Source organism: Methylobacterium sp. HMF5984 (assembly GCF_045033435.1).
In the GTDB taxonomy this organism is placed as follows: Bacteria; Pseudomonadota; Alphaproteobacteria; order Rhizobiales; family Beijerinckiaceae; genus Methylobacterium.
Genome location: NZ_JBJFLN010000001.1, coordinates 5,136,983 through 5,158,011, shown reverse-complemented (window position 1 = coordinate 5,158,011; position 21,029 = coordinate 5,136,983). Strand labels below are relative to the sequence as shown.

Genomic DNA, 21,029 nt, shown 5'->3' with positions numbered 1-21,029 from the left:
GGGACCGCCCTCAAATCAGGCCGGCCTTGCCGAGCGCGGAGGCCGAGTTGGCGGCAGCACCACCGGCGCCGATCAGCCCGCCCATCAGCTGCTGGAAGAAGCTCGCCTGCGGGATCTTCTGGACCGTGGTTCCGCTCGTCGTGCCGCCCATGCCCGCGATCGGATCGACGACGCTCGAGGCGAGCCCAAGCTGTTTCCACGGCGCGGCCTGCTGCTCGTCGAACACGGTCTGGTCCGACGTGAGCTGATCCTGCCGGGCCGCGTCCTGGATCGCGCCGACCTGCGCCATCGTCTGCCCGGGCGCGGTGAGAGCAGCCTGGTTCGCGCCCTCGGCGCCGATCGCGGCGAGGCCCGCGGCGCGGTCGCCCTGCGCGGCCGAGAGGAGCGCGCCCTGCTGGCCGAGCGTGCGGTCGGCGTTCGAGCCCTGAAGCGAGGCGAGCGTCGAGGCGCCGGTGAGCCCGGCCTGATCGGCGGAGAGCGAGAGGCCGGCGCCGGTCGCAGCGAGCCCCGCGTTGCCCTGGTTGATGCCGGCGAGGCCCTGGTAGACACCCGTCGCGGTGCTGGCGCGCGCGTTCTCGGCGCTGTCGATCGCGCCGGCGGCGGCGGCCTGCCGGTCGCGCTCGGTCGAGTAATCCTGGTAGCGCAGGCCGAGGTCGGCGTTCTGGGCCGCCTCCGCCGTGGCGCCGGCAAACCGGCCGGAGCCATACCGCCCCGAGGCCGCGAACTTCTGTCCGACGGTCGAGGCGGCGCTGGTGGTCGCCTTGTCGATCATCGCCTGCAGGTACGGGTTGCCGCCCGACAGGTACTTCCCGTCGGCGACGTCCTGAAGCGAGCGCTCGGTCTGCGTCCCGCCGGTGGCGAGGTTGCTGGCGAGCCCGGAGAGCGGCGAGGCGTCGGTCGCGTAGTTGCCGCCGGCCAGCGCGGCGCCCGTGGTCCGGGCGATGCTGTTCGGGTCGGCGAGGCGCGCTGCGGCCGACGAGACGCCGGACGTGTCGACGTTGGTGTTGACGCCGGCAATCCCGGCCGTGGCCGCCTGCGTCGCGGCCGTCGAACCACCCGATCCGAGCAGGCTCCCGAGATAGCTGTTGCCGGCCGCCGCGGTGCTGGTACCGGCCGCCGCGCCCGTCTTCATGGCGTCGAGGCCGTCGACCGTGTCGGAGCCGAGCCCGGCGACGCGCTGCCCGGTGTAGACCTGCGAGCCTACGCCGGAGTTCAGCGCCGTGGTGGCGCCGCTGAGGATCTGCTGGAGCGCAGGCTGTGCCGGCGCCCACGGATCGGACTGCGTGTTCTGCGTGGTGGTCTGGGTCTTCGTCCCGCCGCTCATCGCGCCTGCTCCAAGTGCTTCACGTAGTAGGCGTCGACGACGTAGTCCGGCAGAAGCGCGGCCCAGCCGACGCGGCCGACGAACTCGACGCGCGCGCAGCCGTTGCGGGCCGCGCCCGCCTCGATCTGTCGAAGGGTTTCGCGCCAAGCGCGCGCCCCGGAGCCGCCGACCGCGAGGACGCAGCAGGACCGACCGCCGTCGGCGAGGTCGCGGACCTGCGTCACGCCAGCGGCGACCGGCCGCTCGCCGTCGACGATCAGGATCAGGGCGGCCTCGTCGCGCTCTAGCGCTGCGTGCAGGTCCGAGACGGTGAGGTCGCAGCCGGGCCGCGCGCAGGCCTGCGCCAGCCACGGCTCCGCCACCGCCCAGGCTCGCGCGAGGTCGGTGCGGGCGATCGGCTGCAGGTGCATCAGGGCCGCCGGATTTCGTATCGGAAGGTGCGGTCGGCTGCGGCCGAGGCGTCGTGCCCCCAGGTGAACGAGCCGCGCGCGGTCGCCTTCAGCCAGATCGTGGCCGCCGCGGCGGCGGCCGACGTCGGGATCGGCGCCACCAGCGCGCCCTCGGTGCAGCGGGAATCGGTGACCACCGTCTCGACGGCGCCCGGGGCCAGGGTCACGACGGACGAGCCGAGCGCGTTCGAGCCGCCCTGCGCGAGGTCGCCCAGCGCCTGCGCGAACTTCGCCAGATCGCGTTCGGACTTACCCGGGACGATCATCGCGAACCCTCGACGGTCACGTCCGGCTCGACGCCGGAGGCGTAGGACCAAGCGGTCCCGGCCGGGATGCGGATGCGCGCGCGGTGGTACCGGCCCGAGGCGCGGCAGGGCGCGAACCGCTCGAAGTTCGGTGCCGTCTCCGGGCGGTAGCGGACGACATCGGCTTGGCGGGTGGTCTCGCGGGTCCCGACCTGCGCGCGCCAGTCGTCGGCATCGCTGTCGAGCCGTAGGCCCCGGACGAAGGCGCGGTTGGGCCGAGAGAGCATCGCGTCCGGCGTCTCGACGTGAGCCTCGAGCGCCGGCCCGTTGAGCAGCGCAAGGCGGTTGTCGAGCGTCACCAGGCCGAGCGCGGGCGCGCCACCGGCATAGGAGGGGTCGTCGAGCGGCTTCTGGCCGGCGTCGTCGAGCGAGCCCGGGATGTTGTCGATCGAGGTCGCCGGCGTCGCGGCGACGAGGCCGAACCGTACCGCGAGATCGATGTAGGTCCAGCGGTCGAGCAGCCAGTCGTAGAGCAGGACCTGGTCGAGCAGCGTGGGATCGGAGGCGGAGGCCGTCTTGGAGCGATAGGCGAACAGCACGCGCGGCCCGGTCGCGTCGCGGATCACCACGGTGCTCGCGACGGCGTTCGGATCGACCCGATCGAAGAAGAACCGGTTCACGCGCTCGGCGCCGATCGTCGACGAGGCGCCGCCGGTGAAGACGTAGAACCCGTCGCGGTCGAGGAAGAACACCCGCGGCCCGACCTTGGTGAGCGACCAGGGCGCGACCGAGCCGCGGTTCTCCTCGAGGATCGAGAAGTCGAACACCTCGGTCGAGTTCGGCACGAACACCATGCGGCGGATCGTGCGCTCCTGGAACACGATGCCGAACTCGCCGCCGGCGAACCCCGTGACCGCCCCGCCGTCGGGGAACAGCTGGATGTCGCCTTCGTGGCCGTTGGCGAGCCCGAGCGGCCAGGAATCGATGTTGCCGAGGTCCGACCACTGGACGGCGTTCGGATCGGAGGCGAGGCCGGCCAGCACCAGGAACTCGCCGACGACGCCGCAATGGCGCGCGCGGGGGGGCGTGCCGCCGAGATCCGCGAACGCCTTGCCGATGTCGATGTCGATCGCCTGCGGCCGGGCGCCGAGCGCAACGGCGACGAGGCGGGTGCCGTAGACCGCGAACGACCAGTAGTCGCCCGGCGGTACGGAGTAGGTCGCGCCGGGCTTCGACACGTCGTCCCAGCCCGAGGTGCCGAGGTTGAACTTGTAGAGCTTGGTGCCGGTGCCGGCAAAGTAGACGGGGAAGCCGAAGCCGGGCGAGTTCACCTCGATGGCGCCGCGGCAGTCTGCCGGCAGGGGGAGGGAGATCGGAGCCGGTGATAGGCACGGCCCATAGCCGTCGGCGCGCGGCAGGACGTTGGTGGCGACGCTCGACACCGAGGCGTCGACCGAGGCGATGTCAGGCGCGAACGGTGCGAGCTTCACCACCGCCATGTCAGAGGTTCCAGGCCTGGATCTGCCCGGTCGAGGCGATCCCGTTGGCCCGCGCGCGCAGCGTGCCGAACGCGTCGGTGAACGCGACCTGCATCGCGGCGGCGAGGCTGGCATCCTTCAGGACGTGCAGCGCGAGGTGCCACTTCGCCCGGGCCGAGATCATGTCGCGGGCCTCGTCGAACCACGGGCTCGGCGATGCATCGTCGGTCGGGATGTCGAGCTTCACGTGTGCTGACAGCCGGATCGTCCATGCGTCGCACGGCACCGGCCAGAGCCGGAGCGAGCTGTCGAAGTAGGAGTAGCAGCAGGGCTGGGCTTGGCTCGCCGGCTGGTCGGCACACTCGATCCAAGTCTCAGCGACGCGGGAGAGGTCAGACACCTGATCGCCGTCGACCAGCACCACCGAGCCGATCGCGTAGAGGCCAGGGATCGCCGGCGTGTCGCCCTGCCCGTACACGTCGGCGCCCGGGATTGTCTGGAAGGTCAGGATCCGTTCGTTGAACGCGAACCGCTCAGGCTGGAAGTGCCGGACGGCGGCCGCGATTCCGCGCCGGATCTGCGGCTCGAGGTCGGGCCTGTCGAGATCGTCCATGATCTCCGCGACCAGGTCGCCGAGCGTCGATGCCGTCATCGGGGCGCGTCTCCGGATCGGGAGGGGGCGACGGCGGGGCGCTTCGCTCCGCCGTCGGCTCGAGGTCGGCGACGCGGGCGGCGCAGAGCGCCCACGCCATGATGCTCATCAGGCGACCGGGCGCGGCGCGACGTACTCGAAGACGATGTCGGCGACGCCGGCCGTCGGCACCGAGCCGGTCGGGGCGTAGGACACGTACGGCACGGTGTCGGCCGGCAGCTGGCCGAGGGCGGTCGCGGTGTCGGGGCGCTTCACGCCGACGGTGCCAGCGTTGGCGTCGGCCGCTGCGACGAGGTCGTTGCCGCCCGGCGTCGAGCCGACGACGAGCGGGTTGGTCGTGCCGGCGTTGAAGGCCTGGCTGACGATGATCGTGGTGCGGGTGATGATCGCGCCCATCGGGAAGGCGTTCTTCATCGGCAGGCCGGCCACGAGGCCGATGTCGGAAAAGGTGACGCGCGAGCGGATTTCGCCGACCTGCCCGTGGAAGGTCGAGCGGACGGGCGGCTTGGTCGGGGTGACGTTGGTGGCCATGTTCGGGCCCCTCTCAGGTCTGGAAACGGCGGACGACGCGCAGGCGGCCGGAGCCGGCCCGCGCGTCAGGGATCACGGGTCGGCGCGGATCAGCCGGCGTTGACGGCGTAGGTCGGGATGACGATCGCGGCGAAGTCGGCGCCGTTGAAGGTCGTCTTCTTCAGGCCCCAGATCGCCCAGGCCGAGACCTCGAGCTCGCGCTTGTGGTCGTACAGCTCTTCGTTCCAGCGGTACTTCGTCGGGCCGCCCGACTTGCCGAAGGCGGCGGTCGCGGCCTGCGCGCCCATCAGGACCGCGCGGCGCACGGTCGGGATGATGGTCTTGCCGTCGGCGGCGACGCCGTAGGTCACCTGCTGCGACTCGCGCAGGATGACCTTGTTGTACATGCCGACCGAGCCGTTGAAGATCGCGTTCTTGGTGATCTCGCCACCCTGGAGCGCGGCCTTCTGGATGTCGAACCACTGGCCCGCGGCGGTGTTGCGGCGCAGCTGGGTCACCTGCGTCGGATGCAGGTACATGACCCAGCACTCGTCCATGCCGTCGATGGTGATCGGGCGCATCTTCACGCCGCCGGCGTTGCCGCCGGTCTTGGCGATCTCCACCGCGGCGTCGATCTGGTCGAGGGTGAGGATGTCGCCGGCCACCAGCGCGCCGTCGTTGGCGCGGGCGTTCGGACGGATGACGCGGGTCGCGGCGGTGACCACGTTGTTGCCGGTGAACTTGGCGCCGCCCGAGCCGTCGACCTGGACGAAGTTCGCGGGGGTGTAGCCGCAGACGTGGTTGAAGAAGGTCACCGAGGTGCGGAGCTGGAACCAGTCGACCAGGCCGTCCTTGGCCTCGTCGCGCAGGTTGAAGGGCACGCGCTGGGAATCGATGGTGTTCTTCGAGCGGATGCCGACGACGTTGCCGAGCTCGTCGATGGTGATCGCGTCGGAGTTCGTGGTCAGCTGCTCGCCGTTGCCCTCGGCGCGGTCGGACGAGGTGAAGCCGTTGCCGCTCAGCTGCATGCGCAGGCCGAAGGTGACCTTGTCGCCGGTGCCCTTCTGGGTCTCGGTCTTGACCTGGATCACGGACTTGGCCGACTCGCCGAACAGCGGGCCGATGTCGAGCGCCTTGGTGGCCTCGGTGGAGAGCTTCATCGACCAGAGCTTGGCGGCGAGCGCGTCGTTCAGGCCATAGGTGGTGGTACCCATCGGAGGGGGTCCTTCGGAGATCAGGGAATGCGGGAAGGGGTTCGTGCTGCGCGTAACGCCGCGAGCGGACGAAGGCCGGGCCCCGGATGACCGTTGGGGACGGTGGTCGGACGGGCGCCGTGCGTGGCGCGGACGAAGGCTCTGACGCGGCTGTGCGGATCGCGTGACGGGCGATCAGGCGAAGGGGACCGGACACGCGAAAGCGCCCCGCGAGATGCAGGGTGCGATCAAGTACCGGTCGGTCGAAAATGGAGGTCGCGAGCGAGGCAGTCTGCCCGCACGTCTCGCGACGCTGGTCTGATGACGGGGTTCGCCCGCGGGGTCAAGCCCGGCGGGCGAGGTGCGTGTTGCCCTCAGTCGTGCCAGGGCAGTTCAGGCGCCACCATCACCATCTCGGCGAAGACGATGATCTGCGCTGAGATGGTGAGGGTGGCGATGGCAAGCCATTAGCGATCAGACGGCGCCGACGCCCTGCAAGTAGGAAAGCAGAGCGTTGTAGAGCGCCGTATGCTGGTTCGCCGTTAGCGAGCCGCCCTGGTACATCACTGCAAATTGCGCGCTGGACGGGAACCCGGAATTGGAGTTTCCGAATTTCAGCGTCGTTGCATCGGGCGTCCGGGTCGAGGCGACCGTATCAGACCCGATCGAAGCGCCGTTGCGGTAGATCTGACGCGCCGCAGAAGACGAGCGTGTCAGCAACGTCAGGCCAATATTATTCGTCGTTGTGGCCGTGATCGTCGTGGCATCGTTGATGACACCCTTCGTGCTCGTCGCGGTGTTCTGGATCGTCATCGAAGACGTGCCGTTGCCGAGCGTGTTCACGCCCGCATTGCCACCGTTGAGGAGCCACGCACCGATGGTCGCGCTGTTCTGGGTGTACTTGTTGCCGCTCCGATTGCCCGCCACGTTCGTGTCGATGCCAAGCGCGCTCGTGCCGGTTGGCGACGATGCCCCGGTGAAACCACGGTCGGCCGTGAAGGTCATGTTGTTGACGATGGTCGCGTCACCATACGACCGGCTGATCACGTTAAGTGTGGCCGCCTGAGCGGTATGCGCAGCGTTGAGCAGAAGTTCGTCGCTGAGAGACAGAAGCGTCGCGCCGTCTACAGTTGCCTTGAGGGCGGTGTAGAGGTTGTCGATAAGCCCCTTGCGCGTGTTGTTCGGCTGAACCGTCATCGCCGCGACGTAGTTCGATGCCTCCGTGTTGGTGAAGGTGTAAGGCGTGCTGGCAGCGACCGTTATCGCGACCCCGGCCGGATCGGTGGGGAACTGCTTCGGCGTGTTGTTGGTCGTGCTGATCGTCACCGAACCCGTGGTCGAGGGGGTAAAGGTGAATGCCGCCTGCGGATTGTCGCCCGCCGTCAGTGTCACAGTGGTCGGGCTGAACGTGCCGGCGACAGTCGAGGCCGGAGTGATCGTGGCGTCTGAGGTGATGCGACCCGACGCCTTGACCACGAAGTTGGCAGGCTCGCCCACGATGCCGTTGCCGGAGACCGGACCCGTGAGGGTGTAGGCCTTGGCGTAGGGCGTGACGGTCCCGAGCTTGTTGGTGGCAGGCACAAGCATGCCGCCCGGTTGCGTACCGGCCGTCCGCGTCAGGACAAGCGGCGAGCGCCAGGCCCGGATGCTCTTGACGGTGACGGCGAGGGCGTCGGCGCTGCCCACGTTCATGGGGCCGACGCTGTTGGCGACGACATCCGCGTGGAAGGTTGGGATAGCCTGGCCGCCGATGATCAGGTGCATACCCGCGGGCTGCACCGTCCCATCGACTGGGTCGGTATAATTATAGGACCAGAACTCCCAATAATCCATTTCGAAGATCACGCCGTCGAGAGCGTAATAGATCAAATTGGAGCCGTCGTTGGGCCAGCTAAGTGTCAGGGTGTGGAACCCAGCCGCCATGTTGCGAGCCGGAACCGAACTGTCGTCAATGACCGCGTAAGTCGATGTCTCGTTCGTGAAACCGTCACTTGCAGCAACGAACTCACGACGAGACGGGTAGACGTTGCGGGCATCAATGGCACCTGACTTCGTGATGACGCCAGCAGACATCGTCCGACCTGCCGCGTATTGCTTGTCTCCAAAGTTATCGAGGATATCGATCTCTTTATAGTCGTTGTTAGCGAAATCCGTCAGGTTGGCATTCGTGACGTACTGGTTCGTGACCTTGTAGTATGGGTCATTCGAGCCAAACCGCTTCGGGGACCGCTGAACGCCGCGATAGAGCCAGAACGGCGCCCATGCCACCTTATGCGTCGGCCCTTTGAAGACGATTTCGATGGTGCAGCCCGGGAATAAATTGGGCTCCAGGCGGATACCGCCGGCAGAGAGCTGGCCCTTGGCATAGGGCTGCGCGTCACGGTTGGCGCCATAGACACCGAGCTTCAGGCCATCGGTCGTGAACTTGTGAAGGTCGGCCGGACTGCCCTTCGGATAGCGCCGCATCTTGGCATAGCAAGCGCCGGCAGTCGGATCGTCGTTGTCCGGTCCCGTTGCGTTCGTCTGGTTGCCGGTGATCGTGTTGTAGAAGGCGATCGAGTCCAGAGCTTCGCGCGTATTGATCTTGTTCGATCCCGAACCGGGCGTGAAGTCTATATCGATGAAGTTGGTATTGGCTGTGGCGAGCGTGCCATAGGCCGGCGTGACGGCGGGGGTCTTCGGCACGTCCGCAGTCGGGAAGTTCTGCGTCGTGAGGAAGGTCGGATAGTAGTCCGTCACGTCGCCGAGATTGGTGGCGGCGACCGCGGCAGAGGACCCGAAGTTGTTGACGGCCGTCACCTCGCAGGTGATCGAGCCCGATGCTACAAGCGCCGAGGTCATGGTGAGCGTGTTGGCCGTCTGGCCGGCGATGACGGTGCCAGCCGACTTCCACACGTAGGAGAAGCTGGTCGGCTGGTTGGTCCAGGTGCCGTAGTGGGCGAAGATGACGGCCCCGGCCAGCGTCGTGTCGCCGAACGTCACTGGATTGGTCGTCACGGCCGGGACGGCAGTCTGCGTCGGCAGAGCCACACTCGGGTCAACCAGCGAGACGCCGAGGACGATCACGCCCTGCGTCGTGTCGCCCGCGAAGCCGCCGTAGTTCTGGTCAGTCGGCACGGGCAGGATCTGGAAGATCGCGCCAGCAGCGTTCGGCTTGACGAAATCGGCCTCGATCCGGGTGTAGCCGTTCGCCATCGGAACCGCCGTGATGCGGTTCAGAGATCCGCCGTCGCCGGTGCCGCCGGACTGGTAGGTGATGGTGCTGGTCTGGAGATCAATGAACGCCTGGAAGCCGTTAGCGTAAGAGGTGTCGCTGTACTGGACGTGCAGGTAGCGCCGACCAAGCATCTTGACCTTGGTCTGAAGCAGGTAGCGCTTGTTGCCCGCCGGGAGCTGCGTCGCGGTGAACGTCTGGCTAACGCCGTGCTGAGCGTTAGCCGTCGTCTCGTAGACGTACTGTGCGGTGGTGCCGTTGAAGAGGTCGCGAGCGCCCGAAGCAACGGTCGTAGCAGCCTTGTTCCAAGCGGCGTTCGTCAGGTCGCCGCTACCCGCCACGATGTTCGTGAGATAGTCGGTCTGATCCGGGAAGTTGGTGATCGGCGCAAAGACGACAGGGATGCGCGAAGCAACCGACGCGAGGCTCGCGCCGACTCCGTTCGTGGCCGTGACCGAGCAGGTGATGACCTGCCCGATGTCCGCGTCTACGAGGTTGTAGCTGTTCGACTTGCCGTTCAACGCAGTCGTGCCGGCCGAGATCGTGACGCCGTTCCGCTGCCACGCATAGGTGTAGCCGGTCGGGATCTTGCCCCAGACACCCGACGAGCACACGGCGATACCGCCCGAAGTGTTCGATCCGGTGATGACCGGAGGGAGCAGGAGGTTTGGAACCTGGGAGACCGCAACAGGCGCCGAGGTCGGGTACTGAGCCGGGTTGAAGCAGTTCCGCAGCGTTGCGCCGATGTTCGGCAGCGAGCCGTCAGACACCTTGCTCGGGTAATCGGAGTTGGAGTCCCACCAGCCGATGCTCTCGACTTGCTGAGCCGTACACCAATCGTAAGCTGCTCGAACGATCGGGGCGAAATCATCGCGCTGAACGCCGAACTCGGGGATGTAGAATGGCTTCCCGTGCGCGCGGGCAAAGTCTCGGCTCACCTGAAGCCCGAAGGGCCGGTTGAGCATATCGTTCCAGACCGACAGGGCGTTGTTCGGGTCGGTGCTCTGGAGCTTGAGGTACTGCGTCTGGTAGGCGTCGCAGCCGATGACATCGACGTAGGCATCGCCAGGGTATGCAGGCGCCGCGTCGAACTCGCCGAGGTTCTGCACCCATGCAGCGCGGAAGGTTATGCCGGCCGCAGCGAAAACTGCGCGCAAGGCTGTAGCGGCTTTCTGGAAAGCCGTGGCGTAAAACGCGTTGAGCTGATCGACGGTATACGCCGTGCCAACCACGCCGCCGGGCTGCGTGCCCCACGGCTGGAAGTTGTTGTTGAACTCCCAACCGATGCGAGCTGTCAGAGCCGTAAGACCGGGCCGGTTGGCAATAATACCCTGCGCGATTGCGGTGAAGGTCGCGTTGTAGTCGCCATTAGCAGCGGCGGCGAGCGTTCCACCGGTTGGTACCAGAGGGACCGCCACATACTGAGGCCCAACCCACTGGATCAAGCCAGCACCGAACGGAAACGAGCCCGTCATGTCGGACAGGCTGGCGCGTCCGATATGCTGGTCACCGTAGGCAACCGGGGTGCCGATGAAGTCTTGGAAAAGCTGGCCCGAACCCCTGGCGTTATCAAGATAGACGCCGAGACTTGTGGCCACGAATTGGCCTGCCGGTATCGTACCACCAGACCCAACCACCACACCGTCATAGGTGATGTTCGTCCCGGCCACGGGCGCCGTCCCCAGCGTCCACGTCGCCTTGCCCGTGCCATCCACGGTCACAGACGAGAGCTGCGTGCCGTTGCCGTAGAGAATGGCCGTGGAGCCAACCTTGAGGCCGGTGGCGGTGTAGGTCAGGCCGGCGTTGGTACGCGCCGCGCCCGACGGGCCAGAGCCACCGCCGAAGATGTTGGTCGGGCGAATAGCCATGGCGTCAGTACCGGCGCAGGACGGAGACGGAGCAGGTCGCCGTGGTCGCGCCGGCGTTCACGTCCTTCGCGGCGAGCGAATCCACGATCGCCGTCCCGACCTGCGCATAGAAATCGAGGAACGTCCCGTCTTGCATCACGAGGCGGACGGTCCCGGGAGCCGAGCAGGCGAACGCAACGCCATCGCCGAAGGGGACCGGGGTGCCCGGCGTGATCGGGCTCGACGAGCGGTACGCCGGACTCGCCTGAGCCTCGGCCGGCACTGGCAGCATCAGCAACGCAAGCAGCGGCAGCACATTGATGGTGCGCATGATAAACTCCAAGATCGATAGACCAGAGCTATCATAAGCCGGGGCGCTTGTGATCGGCATTACCGACGCCCCTGTGGACACGTCATGAGCCAAGATTCGGGGCGTCTACTGTGTCGGATCGGCAGCCCATCAGCCCCCCATCAGGGCGCGGACGCGGCCCGGGTTGGATTTCTCGAGCTTGGCGAAGTCCGCCTCGCTCATGCTGGCCAGCATCTCCAGCGTGATCTCCCCGGCCGGCGAGCCACCGGCGGCCGAGAGCGACAACGACGCCTCCTGGCCCTTGCTAATGCGCGCGGCGCGCTCGGCCGGGGTCTCGGCGGGGGCGGCCGGGGCCGGGGTCGGCTCGGGCGCCTTCGGGGTGAACCCGCGGCCCTTGGCCATCTTCAGGATCAGCGCGGCTGGGGATTCGCGGCGGGCGATCGCCGCCTGCACCAGCTGGAATTCCTCCTCGCGGGCGGTCTCGACGGCCTGCTGCTGCGTCAGGCCGGCGGCGAACTGCAGCTCGGCCACGCGGCCCGAGAACAGGTGCTCGTAGGCGTCGGCGAAGGTCGGGTCGGCAGCGACCGCGGTGCGGATGTCGGTCTGGTAGTGGCCGATGACGGTGTTGCGCTCGGCCTCGGCCTGGCGCTGGGTCTCGGCTTGCTTCTGCGCCTCGGTCATCTGGGTCTGGCCGGTGCGCACGGCCTCCAGCTGCTTCTCCAGGTGCTTCACGTACCCGAAGATGTCCTCGGCGGGATCGGGCACCTTCTCGGGCTCGACAGTGGCGGCGGGCTGGGCGGCGGCGGCCGGGGCCGGGCGGTTCATTGCCTCCGACAGGATGCGCACCCGCTCGTCGACGCGGGCGTGGCGCTCCTGGAGCTCGGCGAACTGGCGCTCGACGGCCTTCCGGCGCTCGCGCTCCTGATGGAAGGCGCCGTGGCGGACGAACTTGCCCTTGTTCTCCTCGGGAGCGCCCTCTTCGTTCTCGGGGTCGATGACCTCGCCGGGAGCCGCGGCAGCGGGCTCGGCGGCCGCGGCGGCGATTGGCGCAGCGGCGGCCGGCTCGACGGCGCCCACGGGCTCCGGAGCGGCGTCACCGCCCTCGCGCATCGCGTCCCAGGCGGCCTGATCTTCGGTCGAGAAGGCGTCTTCGCCCATGCCTTCGGCGTGGTCGTTCATGTGGATCCTCGTGACGTGATGGAGACGGATGCCGGCGTGCGCCGCCGGCGGGCGTAAGGGGTCAGGCGGCGAAGCCGGCCTGTGCGGGCGCCTGGGGCGGCGCGGCCATCGCCGCGACCTTGGCGAAGCCGTCGAGGGTGTCGTGGTGCGTCAGGCCCACCTCGCGGCCGGCCTTAGCGTTCTTCAGGTTCGCGCCGGCCGTCATGTCTTGGATCTTGGCGAGCGCGGTCTGGACGGCGATCTGCTGGTGCTGCTGCTGTTCCGGCGACGGTTGCGCCGGCTGGGCGAGCAGCTCGCGCATCTTGGCGACGAACGAGTCGGGGAACGGCGAGTAGGGCAGGACCTCGAGCAGGACCTGCGGCGTGATCATATCCTTGATGATCGGCAGGACGCTGGTGAACGTCTGCCAGACGACCTGCTGCTGGTTCGGCGAGGACGGCGCGTCGTCGATCACCACGTCGTAGTCACCGGCGGTGTGGTCGCGCAGCATCGGCACGATCCGCATCACGCCCTCGCCGGCGATGCGCACCAGGCGCCCGTCCGAGAGGAAGGTCTGGATCATGTAGAGGCGCACCCGGCCGATGTGCTTGCGCGCGCGGCGCAGGCTGTCGAACAGGGAGGCGAGGATCGTCATCGCGGCCTGCTTGCGCTGGTACTCCAGCACGCCGGCCTGGTCGTTCTGCTTCTGACCGAGGAGTTCGAGGTTCACGCCGGAGGCGTCGCGGATCGAGCCGATGGCGAACTCCATCAGCTGGTAGTGCCCGGCCGGCAGGACCGGCAGCGGCTTCTCCTTCATCCGGCCGCCGGACAGCGTGCCGTCGGCGATCCAGGTCACGGCGCCGGGCTTGGCGTAGCTCGCCTCGAACTGCGCCTGATCCGGCACCGCACCCTTCTCCATCATCACGCCGCCCTTGGCCTGGCGGTTAAGCATGTCGAGGGTCTGCGAGAGCCACTTGTTCGCGAAGCGCTGCGGGTCACGCATGGGCCGCACGATGCCGAACCACGAGTTCCGGTTCTGGTCGCGGTCGCCTGTGATGCAGGCGTAGGCGAAGCGATCGCCGGCGGGCGAGGCCGTCTCCTTCAGGATCGTGTTGCCGAGGAAGGCGCGGCGGTAGACCCGCTTCGTGATGCGGCGAACGTCGACCTGCATCCCGAGCGCGGCCGCGCGCTGTTCGAGGATGCCGGCCTTGGCCGCATCCATCTCCTGCGTCTGCCCGGTGGTCGGGTCGGTCACGAGGGCGACGCGCTTGCGCTCCCACCACACCGCCTCGACGATGGTGACGCGCGACGTGCCGTCCGAGACGTCGCCCGGGCGGTCGCTGCGCTTCTGCCCCGGCCGGATCTGGTGGTGCTGCTCGCCGTCGCGATCCTCGGCCCAGGCCGCGTCGAGGTCCTCGGGATCCGCATCGGGGAACAGGCCGCGCGCCTCGGCCATGTCCATGCTCTTGGCGCGGAAGAGGCGGCGGGCGTCGACGAGGTTCCGCTTCGTCGCGGAGGCGTCCCAGATCATCTCGAGCGGGTTCACCCGGTCCTCGACGTAGTCACCGTCAGGGTTGGTCTCGTAGTCGAGGCGCATCTCGACCCAGCCCATGCCGCAAATCGCCGTGTCGACGAACGCGTCCGATTCCTCGTCTTCCGCCTCGGCCTCGTCGGCGAGGTAGCGCGAGCCCTCGGTCAGCAGCTCGTTCAGCGCTGCGTCGCCGACCTCGCGGGGCAGGTACTGGATGTCGAGGCGGCTGTTCACCTCGGAGCCTGCCACCGCCTTGATGATTGGGAGGCAGCGGTTGAACGTGATCGGGGGGCGGCCCTGCTCGCGCAAGGCGGCCTCGTCCTCGGGGGCCCACTGGTGGCCGGCGACCATGTCGAAGTCGATCCGTGCTTCGGCGCGCCAGGCCGAGGACGCATCACGGTCGGTGCGGAACCACGCCTTCAGCCGGCGGAACAGCGCCTCGTTGTCGAGGTCGGCCTGCTCCTCGGGCGAGCGCGCGTCGGCGCCGGCATCGTCGTCGATGTCGCTCATTGCGCCCATGCCGATCCTGAGGGTTGTGCCTCGCTGCGCCGGCGGCGCGCGTAGCGGTCGTTGGGGCCGTCGGGCGGGACATCGTCCTCGCGCGGCTCGGCGATGCCGACGGCGAAGTAGCGGAAGGCGTCGGAGCCGTGGCTGGCCCAATCGTGCAGCGGGCTCTTCGAGAAGGCCTGCGTCTTCTCGTCGACCTCGTAGCGGTAATTCCGCAGAGCCTGGAGCCCGTCGGCGCACCGCTCCTCGTCGAACCAGCACCGGGCGAAGATCTTGCGGGCGGCGTCGATGCCGGCGGCGACCGAAAGCTTCGGGGTGATCCGGACGCGGTGCCCGGCCGCCCACATCTGTTGCTCGATCGTGCGCTCGGAGGCGAGCAACTCGTTCCGCGCATCGTGCGGCAGCCAGTGCTCGCCGTAGACGTAGCCCGGGACGCCGTCCTTGCCCTCGGAGCGCGCCTTCAGCACGTCGAGGTAGTGCTGGAGCGCGAAGCCGCGGTTCTCGTAGAAATCGATCAGCCGGAACTCGAACCCGACGATCTGGGCGAACCAGATGCTCGTCTTGTCGGCCCGGCCCAGGTCCCAGAAGGTGTGGACCGGCTTCGACGGGTCGTAGGCGACCTTCGTGAACCGGTTCTCACGGGAGGCCGCGAGGATCTCGTTCGCGTAGATCGCGCCGTCGAGGACCTGCTTGCAGTTGCCGCCCCAGACCGTCTCGTAGGCGATCGGATCGCGCGCCTTGAGGTCGAGCGCCTCCTGCCGGAGCACGTCCGGGAACCACGGGTTGTCCTCCCAGCCGATCTTGACGACGCGGGCGCCGGTCGGCGGCTTCTTCACGAAGCGCTGGTAGGTCTCGTCGCCTTCGAGCTCGGTGTTGAAGCTGATCCAGATCTCCGAGCTTTCCTTGCGGATGGTCGGGATCAGCACGTCCCAGGACGTCTTCGAGACGGTCCGGGCCTCTTCGACCCAGCACACGTCGACACCCTCGGTCGATTTCACCGAGGCGACGTTGTGCCGGAGCCCCTTGAAGATGAACTCGGTGCCGTTGACGCCGAGGATCCGCTTCTCCTGCGTATCGTAGAAGCGCGAGAGGCCGAGGAGATCGATCTGCTGGGCGAGCAGCGCGTGCGCCGATTCCGCGATCGAATTCTGGAATTCGCGAGCGCAGAGCACCCGGAGCTTCCGCTGCGCGCCCATGATCACCAGGGCGCGACCGAAGCCCCAGGACTTGGCGCCGCCGCGGCCACCGTAGGCGATCTTGTAGCGTGCCGGCTCGAACAGGAAGTCGAGCTTCTCCGGGAACTCAACCTGCATGGGCCGGCGGCGCCCGCACGAACGCGACCGTGATCCCGCCGTCGATCAGCGGAGAGCCGCCCTTGCCGGTCGCCTCGACCTGGCGCTTGTTCGTGAAAGCGTCTCCGCACTCCTTGGCGACCTGCTCCAGGAGCGAGGCCACCAACACCGCGTTGCCGCGCTTCTCAGCCGTGTCGATCAGCCGGGCGAGCGTGCGGAGCCGGACAACCTTGTGCGAGACGCCGATCGCGGCCGTGTCCGCCAGGAACGCCTCTCGCGTGGCCTGGAACAGCGTACGGTATTCCTCGGACAGATCGGCGCCGGCGCGCTTGCCTGGATCGTAGGCCTCGACCCGTTGCGGCGTGACATCGAGGCCGAATTCTTCCTTGACGGTCTTCACCACCGCGGAGGGGGTCTCGAAGCAGGCAAGCTGTTGGACGACGAAGGTTTTCACCGCGTCGGGAAGGGGATTGGCTGCCATCGGACCTTCAAGGCCCCTTCAAGGGACGACCGCAGGTCCCGCAGGCGCCGGCGATGTCCGCCTCGCAGACGATCGGGGCCCGGTTGGCTGCGGCGACCAGAGCCGCGGTCTGGCCAGCGGCCGCGCCGACGCCGTAGCGCGCAACCACCCCAACGAACTCCTCAACGTCGTGGCCGCGGATCTCGAACACCGGCAAGCCGGTCGTCTTCGAGAAGCGTGGCGCGCCGTACGCGTCCTTGGCCTGGCCCGCGTGATACAACTCGTGTTCGATGAGGCTGCAGAAGGTGGCGTCGTCGCACCGGTCCGCGAACTCGGCATCGAAGGTCAACAGGAAGTGCGGCATGACGCCGAACCACCCCATGATCTGCTGCTCGAACCGCGCCTTCGCCCAGCGATTCCCCATGAACGCCGTCGTCTCGCACATGCCGACGACGCTGTTGCCCTGCTTGGCGTTCGGCACCGCGCACCAGATGGCGCCGAGCCGGGCGCTGCGCAGGTGCGTGTGATCCTCGTTCAGCAGCGGCGCGTCCTCGTCGATGAAGGTCGCGCGGATCCAAGTCAGCAGATCGTGGTCCGGGCGAACCGGCGTGAGGGTCAGGGCGCCGTCTTCGCCCAGCAGGTCTGCCGGCGGGCGCGGGCGTTGCATCACGCGCCCGCCATCCCGTCGACCGCCGCGCAGCGCGCCCGGATCGTCCAGGCGCCCTTCGGCAGCCCGCGCACCGGCGGCAGGGCGTCGGCGTAGCGCTCGATGGTCTCGGCGTGGCCCTGGCAGGCGTAACGACCGGCCCAGCGCCGCGCGGAGACTGGCAGGAGCCGGCAGTCGGCGCCGCGGCAGGCACGGACCTCGATGCGGTAGGCGATCGTGTCGGCGTGCGCCGGCGTGAACGCCCAGACCCAGCCCCAGCCGGCGACCAGGATCAGCGCGACGCAGGCGGCGTGACGGAGGCCAACCACGTTGCGCATCAGTGCCTCGTCGGCGAGAGCGGATGGACGTAGCGCGCCGGGCGCGGGCGAGCGGACGTCGCTGCGGCCGCCATGCCGGCGAGCAGCAGGAGGGCGCAGAGGCGGGGCATCAGCGGCGCTCGCGGTAGGTCCGGAACACGTGGTCCCAGAGCGTGGTGGTGACGCCGAAGTTCGCCTCGATGCCGCGGTGGTGCATCGTGTGGCGCATCTTCAGCCCGTAGAGCGGATGGCGCGGCCCGATCGTCCAGTGATGCACGGCGTGGTGCGCCGTGATGTAGGCGAGGTAGCCCAGCGCGATCCCGGCCAGGACGCCGGCGGAGAGCACCAGCGCGAGGACGCCGAAGATCCCGAGCGAGTGCCAGGAGGTGACGCCGGTCCGCGCGTGCGGCTTGGCGTGGTGGAGGTCGTGCGCGTCGCGGAACAGCGGCAGCGCGTGGAACAGGTGCCGGTGGATCACGTATTCGGCGAGCGACCAGGCAGCGAGGCCGAACGCGATCCCGGAGAAGGTCGCGCCGCCGAAGGCGATCAGCACCAGCGCCAGGACCGGCATCGCGACGAAGTCGGTGTAGTAGGCGGAGCGCGACATCAGCCGAGCACCCGCAGCGGGCGGCCGCACATGCGCTCGACCTCGTCGGCCGAAAGCTTGCGGGGCGGGTCGCGGTCCTCGCCGAGGTGGTCGAAGCCGGCGCACAGCTCGTGCTCGCCGCGGTGGACGATCGGCGCGTCGTCGTCGACGGGCGCGGCCGGCGCCGGCGCGAGCAGCTCGCGCAGCAGGGTGACGTAGCGCTTCATCGGAACGGCTTCTCGGTGATCCGGGCCGAGCCGCCCGGCGTGAACTCGACGTGGAGCGTGTGCCGGGGCGTGCGGGTCGCGTTGGCGAGCAGCGCCAGGACATCGACCCACTGCGCGGCGGTCGGGCGGCCGCGCTGGACGTTCAGCCCGGCGAGGGCGCGGGCGGTGGTCGCGGGGCTCACAGGAAGCTCCGGCCGGCGTTCTCGCGGAACAGCTCGCCGTCTTCCATGTAGCCCAGCGTCGTCTCGAGCTTCGCGTGGCGCATGTGCTTGGCCGTCAGCCGGAGGTCGGCCCCGTCGTCGCCGGCCGACGTCGCGAAGCCGCGGCGGGGCGAGTGGCCGCTGAAGGCCTCCGGGTCGAGCCCGGCCGCCGCACAGCGCGATTTCAGGATGCGGGCGAACTGCCCGGCGGTGAGGCGATCGGCAGAGAGCCGGCCGCGGTCGGCGCCGCGGAACACCGGGCCGTCGGCGATGCCCGAGACCTCGAGCCAAGCTGCGACCGCCGCGGGGATCTTCAGCTTGCCGTCGAGGATCGCGACCGAGCGGCCCATGCCCTGCTGGTCGGTCTTGCTCTTGCCGATCCGGACGAGGAGACCGCGGCGGTGGCGCTCGAGGTCGGCGACGTCGAGCGCGACGAGCTCGGACCGGCGGAGCGCCGCGCCGAAGCACAGCAGGATCAGCGCGCGGTCGCGGTGGCTCGCGAGGTCCGTCCCGCGGATCCGCTTCACGACCTTCGCCACCAGGTCGGCGGTGAGGGCCTGTTTCTTGTCCGGGCGGCGCCCGAGCGTGTTGCGGATGCCGGTCAGGATCGACCGGACCTCTTCGAGCGCCGTCGGCGCGGTATGGCCGGCGGCGCGGTGCACCGCGGCGATGGCGGCGGCCCGGCGGTCGATCGTCGAGACCGAACGTCCGAGGCCGGCGAGATGGGTCAGGTAGCGCCCGACCGTGCGGCCCGAGGCGGGTATGGTGGTTTCACCATGCTCGGCGCACCAGCCGAGGAAGTCGCGCCAGTCGGCGGCGTAGGCCCGGCGGGTCGCGGCCGACTTCGAGGCTGCCGCGAACCCGGCCGCGGCCTCGTCGAGCGCATCAGGAAGGGTCGCCGCATCCGTCGCCGGACGCACGATAACTGCGCCTCCGGACATGCTGGAAAACCCCGTTTGGGTGCACAAGAAGGGCAATTATCGTGCGTCTGCGCAGAGCGCAGGGACCGACGCGGATCAGGCCCGAGCGGCGAGCCGGGCGCGGGGCCGGCTCCGATGCTGGACGACGGCGCGGGTGCCGGCGATCGCGCCGGCCGGAAACGCGGCGACGGACGGGCGCTTCGCGGTGAAGGTGCGGGCCGGGTCGGCGCCGGTCAGGTCGCGATGAAGGCGGGAAAGACCGATGCGGAGTTCGCCGAGCTCGCCCAGAAACGTCTCGACGCTGTTGCGGTGGCCCGGGACCCGGAGCCGATCCGCTATGCGGAACAGGTCATCGACCCGCTCGGCTGTCTCGCGATCCGTCATCGTGGAACCGATCATGGCACGGAACTGCGCTCACGTCTCCGAGGAGAACGCCTAAGCTGTTGAGCAGGTTCGCGGGGATGCCCTTGCGGGCGAAACGGTCCCGGCGGCGGCAATCCTGTAGCGGCGCGCCGGGAGGAGCATTTCGGGTGCCAACCGTCCCCTCGAACGCTCGAAGCCGAGGACGGGTCGTGAGCGCCTTCCCGGCGCAGCGCTCACACGGCATGCTGAGGTCGGCCGCCGTGTTCGTCCTGCACATGCCGGGGAGGCAGGGACGGCAGCCTAGGGGGGAATGTCGCCGAGGCGACCAAGGCGGAAATGCAAACGCCCGGCGGCTTGTGAGCCCCGGGCGCATGTCTTCCGACGGTGGTGATTTGGCAGGGTTGGCCCGCGGGGTCAAGGAGCCTTGCCGGCGGCAGCCTTCGTCATCTCCACCACCTTGTTCGAAGGCTCCAGAACCATCTCGTGCGCACTCCCGCCGCTAGAAGGCGTGATGAAGTGGATAATGGACCCGGTACCCTCTCTATCGGGACAGATTTTCCAGGCCAGAGCCATGTTCAGCTCGACCCACCTTTCCCCGCCACCTGGCTTCCGCTGCGTGAATGATACCCAGTTCATGCCGGCCTCCTTTTGAGGAGCACATGCTGGCACAGCGATCTCAGGCTGTCTCGGAAGCCCGCATCTTAAGCGTGCCACTCCGCGCGATCGAACTCGCCGGCATCTGCAGCGTATCCGGCATCCCACGAGCGTTCGGCCCTCGCCGCTTCGAGCAGTAGGCGGTGAGCTCCCAGCCGTCCCAGCGGACGGCGTCGATGATCCAGGTCTCGCCCCAGAGGCGCCAGACCTGCCCGGGAAGGACCTCAGGCTCAGGCATCGGCGCTGAGCCGCGCGATCTCCCGAGCCCGGGCCGCGTACTGATCGTCCGGCACCGACCGCCCCGCGCCGGTCGCGGTGTGCTGCTGCTCGACCAGCCCTTCGAGGAGGTAGCGGAAGTGCGCCGCGACCTGCCCGGCATCGCGCTCGCTGCTCTTGCCGCGGGCCTTGGCGTAGGACGAGAAGGTCTGACCCTCGGAGAGGACGGCGCGGAGGAAGCGGGTACCGACGGCGCCGATCGCGCGCTCGAGCCGGCCGACGAATTTCTTGACCTTCTCGGCGTCCTCGATCGCGAAGATGATCTGCAGCTCGTGGGCGATGGTCTGATCGCGCGACCCGCCCGGGTTCCATCCGCCCGATCCGAGCTTAGCGCCGGACCCGCGCTCGAACACCGCCTGGATCATCCGGCCGACCAGGAACTGCGAGTCCGAGATGCGACCGGCGGTGTGTTCGAGGGACAGGACATCGACCCGACGGTTCACCTGCCCGATGCGATAGCTGCCCGGCGCGTAGGGATCGGCGATCGACGCCTCGCCGACCTCGACATGCACGTCTCGGGCGGTGAGCGGACCGAGGCGGCCTTGCTTCGCGCGGCGGCGCTCGGCCGTGGTGGTGGCGATCCGGATGCTGCGGGTGGTGCTGGACGACTGGCTGGCCGACGCGGTCACGGTGCGTTCCCCTATGGTCCGGCGTCGTTGCCGGGCCCGTA

At 68.7% G+C, this 21,029-nt stretch carries 21 protein-coding genes; 1 reads left to right on the top strand and 20 read right to left on the bottom strand.

From position 1 onward, the window contains the following. Window positions 1-10: 10 nt before the first annotated feature. The 19 genes from ACFZ8E_RS25140 to ACFZ8E_RS25050 all read right to left on the bottom strand — a co-directional run bounded on the left by ACFZ8E_RS25140 (window position 11) and on the right by ACFZ8E_RS25050 (window position 19,066). Window positions 11-1,324 carry a hypothetical protein gene (locus ACFZ8E_RS25140; RefSeq protein WP_405044165.1) on the bottom strand — a complete coding sequence of 438 codons (1,314 nt, stop codon included), beginning with the start codon at window positions 1,322-1,324 and terminating at the stop codon, window positions 11-13. Continuing rightward, window positions 1,321-1,734 (bottom strand): hypothetical protein, encoded by a 414-nt coding sequence (locus ACFZ8E_RS25135; protein ID WP_405044164.1) that lies wholly within the window; start codon window positions 1,732-1,734, stop codon window positions 1,321-1,323. The genes ACFZ8E_RS25140 and ACFZ8E_RS25135 overlap by 4 nt, the downstream gene beginning before the upstream one ends. Beyond that, window positions 1,734-2,039 (bottom strand): hypothetical protein, encoded by a 306-nt coding sequence (locus tag ACFZ8E_RS25130; RefSeq protein ID WP_405044163.1) that lies wholly within the window; start codon window positions 2,037-2,039, stop codon window positions 1,734-1,736. The genes ACFZ8E_RS25135 and ACFZ8E_RS25130 overlap by 1 nt, the downstream gene beginning before the upstream one ends. Next, on the bottom strand, window positions 2,036-3,517 hold the full coding sequence (locus ACFZ8E_RS25125; protein ID WP_405044162.1) for a hypothetical protein: 1,482 nt from the start codon (window positions 3,515-3,517) through the stop codon (window positions 2,036-2,038). Before ACFZ8E_RS25125 ends, ACFZ8E_RS25130 begins: the two co-directional genes overlap by 4 nt. Window position 3,518: 1 nt before the next feature. After that, complete coding sequence (locus ACFZ8E_RS25120) at window positions 3,519-4,148, bottom strand: hypothetical protein (protein ID WP_405044161.1); 630 nt, start codon at window positions 4,146-4,148, stop codon at window positions 3,519-3,521. A gap of 108 nt (window positions 4,149-4,256) precedes the next feature. After that, window positions 4,257-4,679, bottom strand: a complete 423-nt coding sequence (locus ACFZ8E_RS25115; protein WP_405044160.1) for a hypothetical protein — start codon at window positions 4,677-4,679, stop codon at window positions 4,257-4,259. Window positions 4,680-4,768: 89 nt separating this feature from the next. Then, window positions 4,769-5,872 carry a N4-gp56 family major capsid protein gene (locus ACFZ8E_RS25110; protein ID WP_405044159.1) on the bottom strand — a complete coding sequence of 368 codons (1,104 nt, stop codon included), beginning with the start codon at window positions 5,870-5,872 and terminating at the stop codon, window positions 4,769-4,771. Window positions 5,873-6,325: 453 nt separating this feature from the next. Then, window positions 6,326-10,933: a hypothetical protein gene (locus ACFZ8E_RS25105; protein ID WP_405044158.1), complete on the bottom strand. Its 4,608-nt coding sequence runs from the start codon at window positions 10,931-10,933 to the stop codon at window positions 6,326-6,328. A gap of 4 nt (window positions 10,934-10,937) precedes the next feature. Beyond that, the gene (locus ACFZ8E_RS25100) at window positions 10,938-11,243 is read right to left on the bottom strand and encodes a hypothetical protein (protein WP_405044157.1); all 306 of its coding nucleotides are present in this window, start codon (window positions 11,241-11,243) and stop codon (window positions 10,938-10,940) included. A 129-nt stretch (window positions 11,244-11,372) separates the two neighbouring features. Then, window positions 11,373-12,401, bottom strand: coding sequence for a hypothetical protein (locus ACFZ8E_RS25095; RefSeq protein WP_405044155.1), 1,029 nt, complete (start codon window positions 12,399-12,401; stop codon window positions 11,373-11,375). 61 nt (window positions 12,402-12,462) lie between these two features. Next, window positions 12,463-14,421, bottom strand: coding sequence for a portal protein (locus ACFZ8E_RS25090; protein ID WP_405044153.1), 1,959 nt, complete (start codon window positions 14,419-14,421; stop codon window positions 12,463-12,465). Further along, the gene (locus tag ACFZ8E_RS25085; RefSeq protein ID WP_405044152.1) at window positions 14,418-15,731 is read right to left on the bottom strand and encodes a PBSX family phage terminase large subunit; all 1,314 of its coding nucleotides are present in this window, start codon (window positions 15,729-15,731) and stop codon (window positions 14,418-14,420) included. Before ACFZ8E_RS25085 ends, ACFZ8E_RS25090 begins: the two co-directional genes overlap by 4 nt. Next, window positions 15,721-16,191: a DUF2280 domain-containing protein gene (locus ACFZ8E_RS25080; protein WP_405044150.1), complete on the bottom strand. Its 471-nt coding sequence runs from the start codon at window positions 16,189-16,191 to the stop codon at window positions 15,721-15,723. The genes ACFZ8E_RS25085 and ACFZ8E_RS25080 overlap by 11 nt, the downstream gene beginning before the upstream one ends. Window positions 16,192-16,198: 7 nt before the next feature. Next, window positions 16,199-16,837 (bottom strand): putative metallopeptidase, encoded by a 639-nt coding sequence (locus ACFZ8E_RS25075; RefSeq protein ID WP_405044451.1) that lies wholly within the window; start codon window positions 16,835-16,837, stop codon window positions 16,199-16,201. Next, complete coding sequence (locus ACFZ8E_RS25070) at window positions 16,837-17,154, bottom strand: hypothetical protein (RefSeq protein WP_405044149.1); 318 nt, start codon at window positions 17,152-17,154, stop codon at window positions 16,837-16,839. Before ACFZ8E_RS25070 ends, ACFZ8E_RS25075 begins: the two co-directional genes overlap by 1 nt. A 109-nt stretch (window positions 17,155-17,263) precedes the next feature. Continuing rightward, on the bottom strand, window positions 17,264-17,740 hold the full coding sequence (locus ACFZ8E_RS25065; RefSeq protein WP_405044147.1) for a sterol desaturase family protein: 477 nt from the start codon (window positions 17,738-17,740) through the stop codon (window positions 17,264-17,266). Next, window positions 17,740-17,946 carry a hypothetical protein gene (locus ACFZ8E_RS25060; protein ID WP_405044146.1) on the bottom strand — a complete coding sequence of 69 codons (207 nt, stop codon included), beginning with the start codon at window positions 17,944-17,946 and terminating at the stop codon, window positions 17,740-17,742. Before ACFZ8E_RS25060 ends, ACFZ8E_RS25065 begins: the two co-directional genes overlap by 1 nt. Next, window positions 17,943-18,128, bottom strand: a complete 186-nt coding sequence (locus tag ACFZ8E_RS25055) for a hypothetical protein (protein WP_405044145.1) — start codon at window positions 18,126-18,128, stop codon at window positions 17,943-17,945. The genes ACFZ8E_RS25060 and ACFZ8E_RS25055 overlap by 4 nt, the downstream gene beginning before the upstream one ends. Beyond that, the gene (locus ACFZ8E_RS25050; protein WP_405044144.1) at window positions 18,125-19,066 is read right to left on the bottom strand and encodes a site-specific integrase; all 942 of its coding nucleotides are present in this window, start codon (window positions 19,064-19,066) and stop codon (window positions 18,125-18,127) included. The genes ACFZ8E_RS25055 and ACFZ8E_RS25050 overlap by 4 nt, the downstream gene beginning before the upstream one ends. A 135-nt stretch (window positions 19,067-19,201) precedes the next feature. On the opposite strand from ACFZ8E_RS25050, the gene ACFZ8E_RS25045 reads away from it, so the two are divergent. Next, on the top strand, window positions 19,202-19,513 hold the full coding sequence (locus ACFZ8E_RS25045; RefSeq protein WP_405044143.1) for a hypothetical protein: 312 nt from the start codon (window positions 19,202-19,204) through the stop codon (window positions 19,511-19,513). A gap of 800 nt (window positions 19,514-20,313) precedes the next feature. Here ACFZ8E_RS25045 and ACFZ8E_RS25040 read toward each other — a convergent pair. Further along, the gene (locus ACFZ8E_RS25040; protein WP_405044141.1) at window positions 20,314-20,988 is read right to left on the bottom strand and encodes a hypothetical protein; all 675 of its coding nucleotides are present in this window, start codon (window positions 20,986-20,988) and stop codon (window positions 20,314-20,316) included. Window positions 20,989-21,029: the final 41 nt, after the last annotated feature.

Excerpts from the sequence above, each read along its gene's own strand:
- ACFZ8E_RS25125 (WP_405044162.1), bottom strand. The coding sequence starts at position 3,517 with ATGGCGGTGGTGAAGCTCGCACCGTTCGCGCCTGACATCGCCTCGGTC.
- ACFZ8E_RS25140 (WP_405044165.1), bottom strand. The coding sequence starts at position 1,324 with ATGAGCGGCGGGACGAAGACCCAGACCACCACGCAGAACACGCAGTCC.
- ACFZ8E_RS25135 (WP_405044164.1), bottom strand. The coding sequence starts at position 1,734 with ATGCACCTGCAGCCGATCGCCCGCACCGACCTCGCGCGAGCCTGGGCG.
- ACFZ8E_RS25090 (WP_405044153.1), bottom strand. The coding sequence starts at position 14,421 with ATGAGCGACATCGACGACGATGCCGGCGCCGACGCGCGCTCGCCCGAG.
- ACFZ8E_RS25095 (WP_405044155.1), bottom strand. The coding sequence starts at position 12,401 with ATGAACGACCACGCCGAAGGCATGGGCGAAGACGCCTTCTCGACCGAA.
- ACFZ8E_RS25045 (WP_405044143.1), top strand. The coding sequence starts at position 19,202 with ATGCTGGACGACGGCGCGGGTGCCGGCGATCGCGCCGGCCGGAAACGC.
- ACFZ8E_RS25120 (WP_405044161.1), bottom strand. The coding sequence starts at position 4,148 with ATGACGGCATCGACGCTCGGCGACCTGGTCGCGGAGATCATGGACGAT.
- ACFZ8E_RS25105 (WP_405044158.1), bottom strand. The coding sequence starts at position 10,933 with ATGGCTATTCGCCCGACCAACATCTTCGGCGGTGGCTCTGGCCCGTCG.
- ACFZ8E_RS25080 (WP_405044150.1), bottom strand. The coding sequence starts at position 16,191 with ATGGCAGCCAATCCCCTTCCCGACGCGGTGAAAACCTTCGTCGTCCAA.
- ACFZ8E_RS25070 (WP_405044149.1), bottom strand. The coding sequence starts at position 17,154 with ATGCGCAACGTGGTTGGCCTCCGTCACGCCGCCTGCGTCGCGCTGATC.
- ACFZ8E_RS25060 (WP_405044146.1), bottom strand. The coding sequence starts at position 17,946 with ATGAAGCGCTACGTCACCCTGCTGCGCGAGCTGCTCGCGCCGGCGCCG.
- ACFZ8E_RS25085 (WP_405044152.1), bottom strand. The coding sequence starts at position 15,731 with ATGCAGGTTGAGTTCCCGGAGAAGCTCGACTTCCTGTTCGAGCCGGCA.
- ACFZ8E_RS25115 (WP_405044160.1), bottom strand. The coding sequence starts at position 4,679 with ATGGCCACCAACGTCACCCCGACCAAGCCGCCCGTCCGCTCGACCTTC.
- ACFZ8E_RS25110 (WP_405044159.1), bottom strand. The coding sequence starts at position 5,872 with ATGGGTACCACCACCTATGGCCTGAACGACGCGCTCGCCGCCAAGCTC.
- ACFZ8E_RS25075 (WP_405044451.1), bottom strand. The coding sequence starts at position 16,837 with ATGCAACGCCCGCGCCCGCCGGCAGACCTGCTGGGCGAAGACGGCGCC.
- ACFZ8E_RS25100 (WP_405044157.1), bottom strand. The coding sequence starts at position 11,243 with ATGCGCACCATCAATGTGCTGCCGCTGCTTGCGTTGCTGATGCTGCCA.
- ACFZ8E_RS25130 (WP_405044163.1), bottom strand. The coding sequence starts at position 2,039 with ATGATCGTCCCGGGTAAGTCCGAACGCGATCTGGCGAAGTTCGCGCAG.
- ACFZ8E_RS25065 (WP_405044147.1), bottom strand. The coding sequence starts at position 17,740 with ATGTCGCGCTCCGCCTACTACACCGACTTCGTCGCGATGCCGGTCCTG.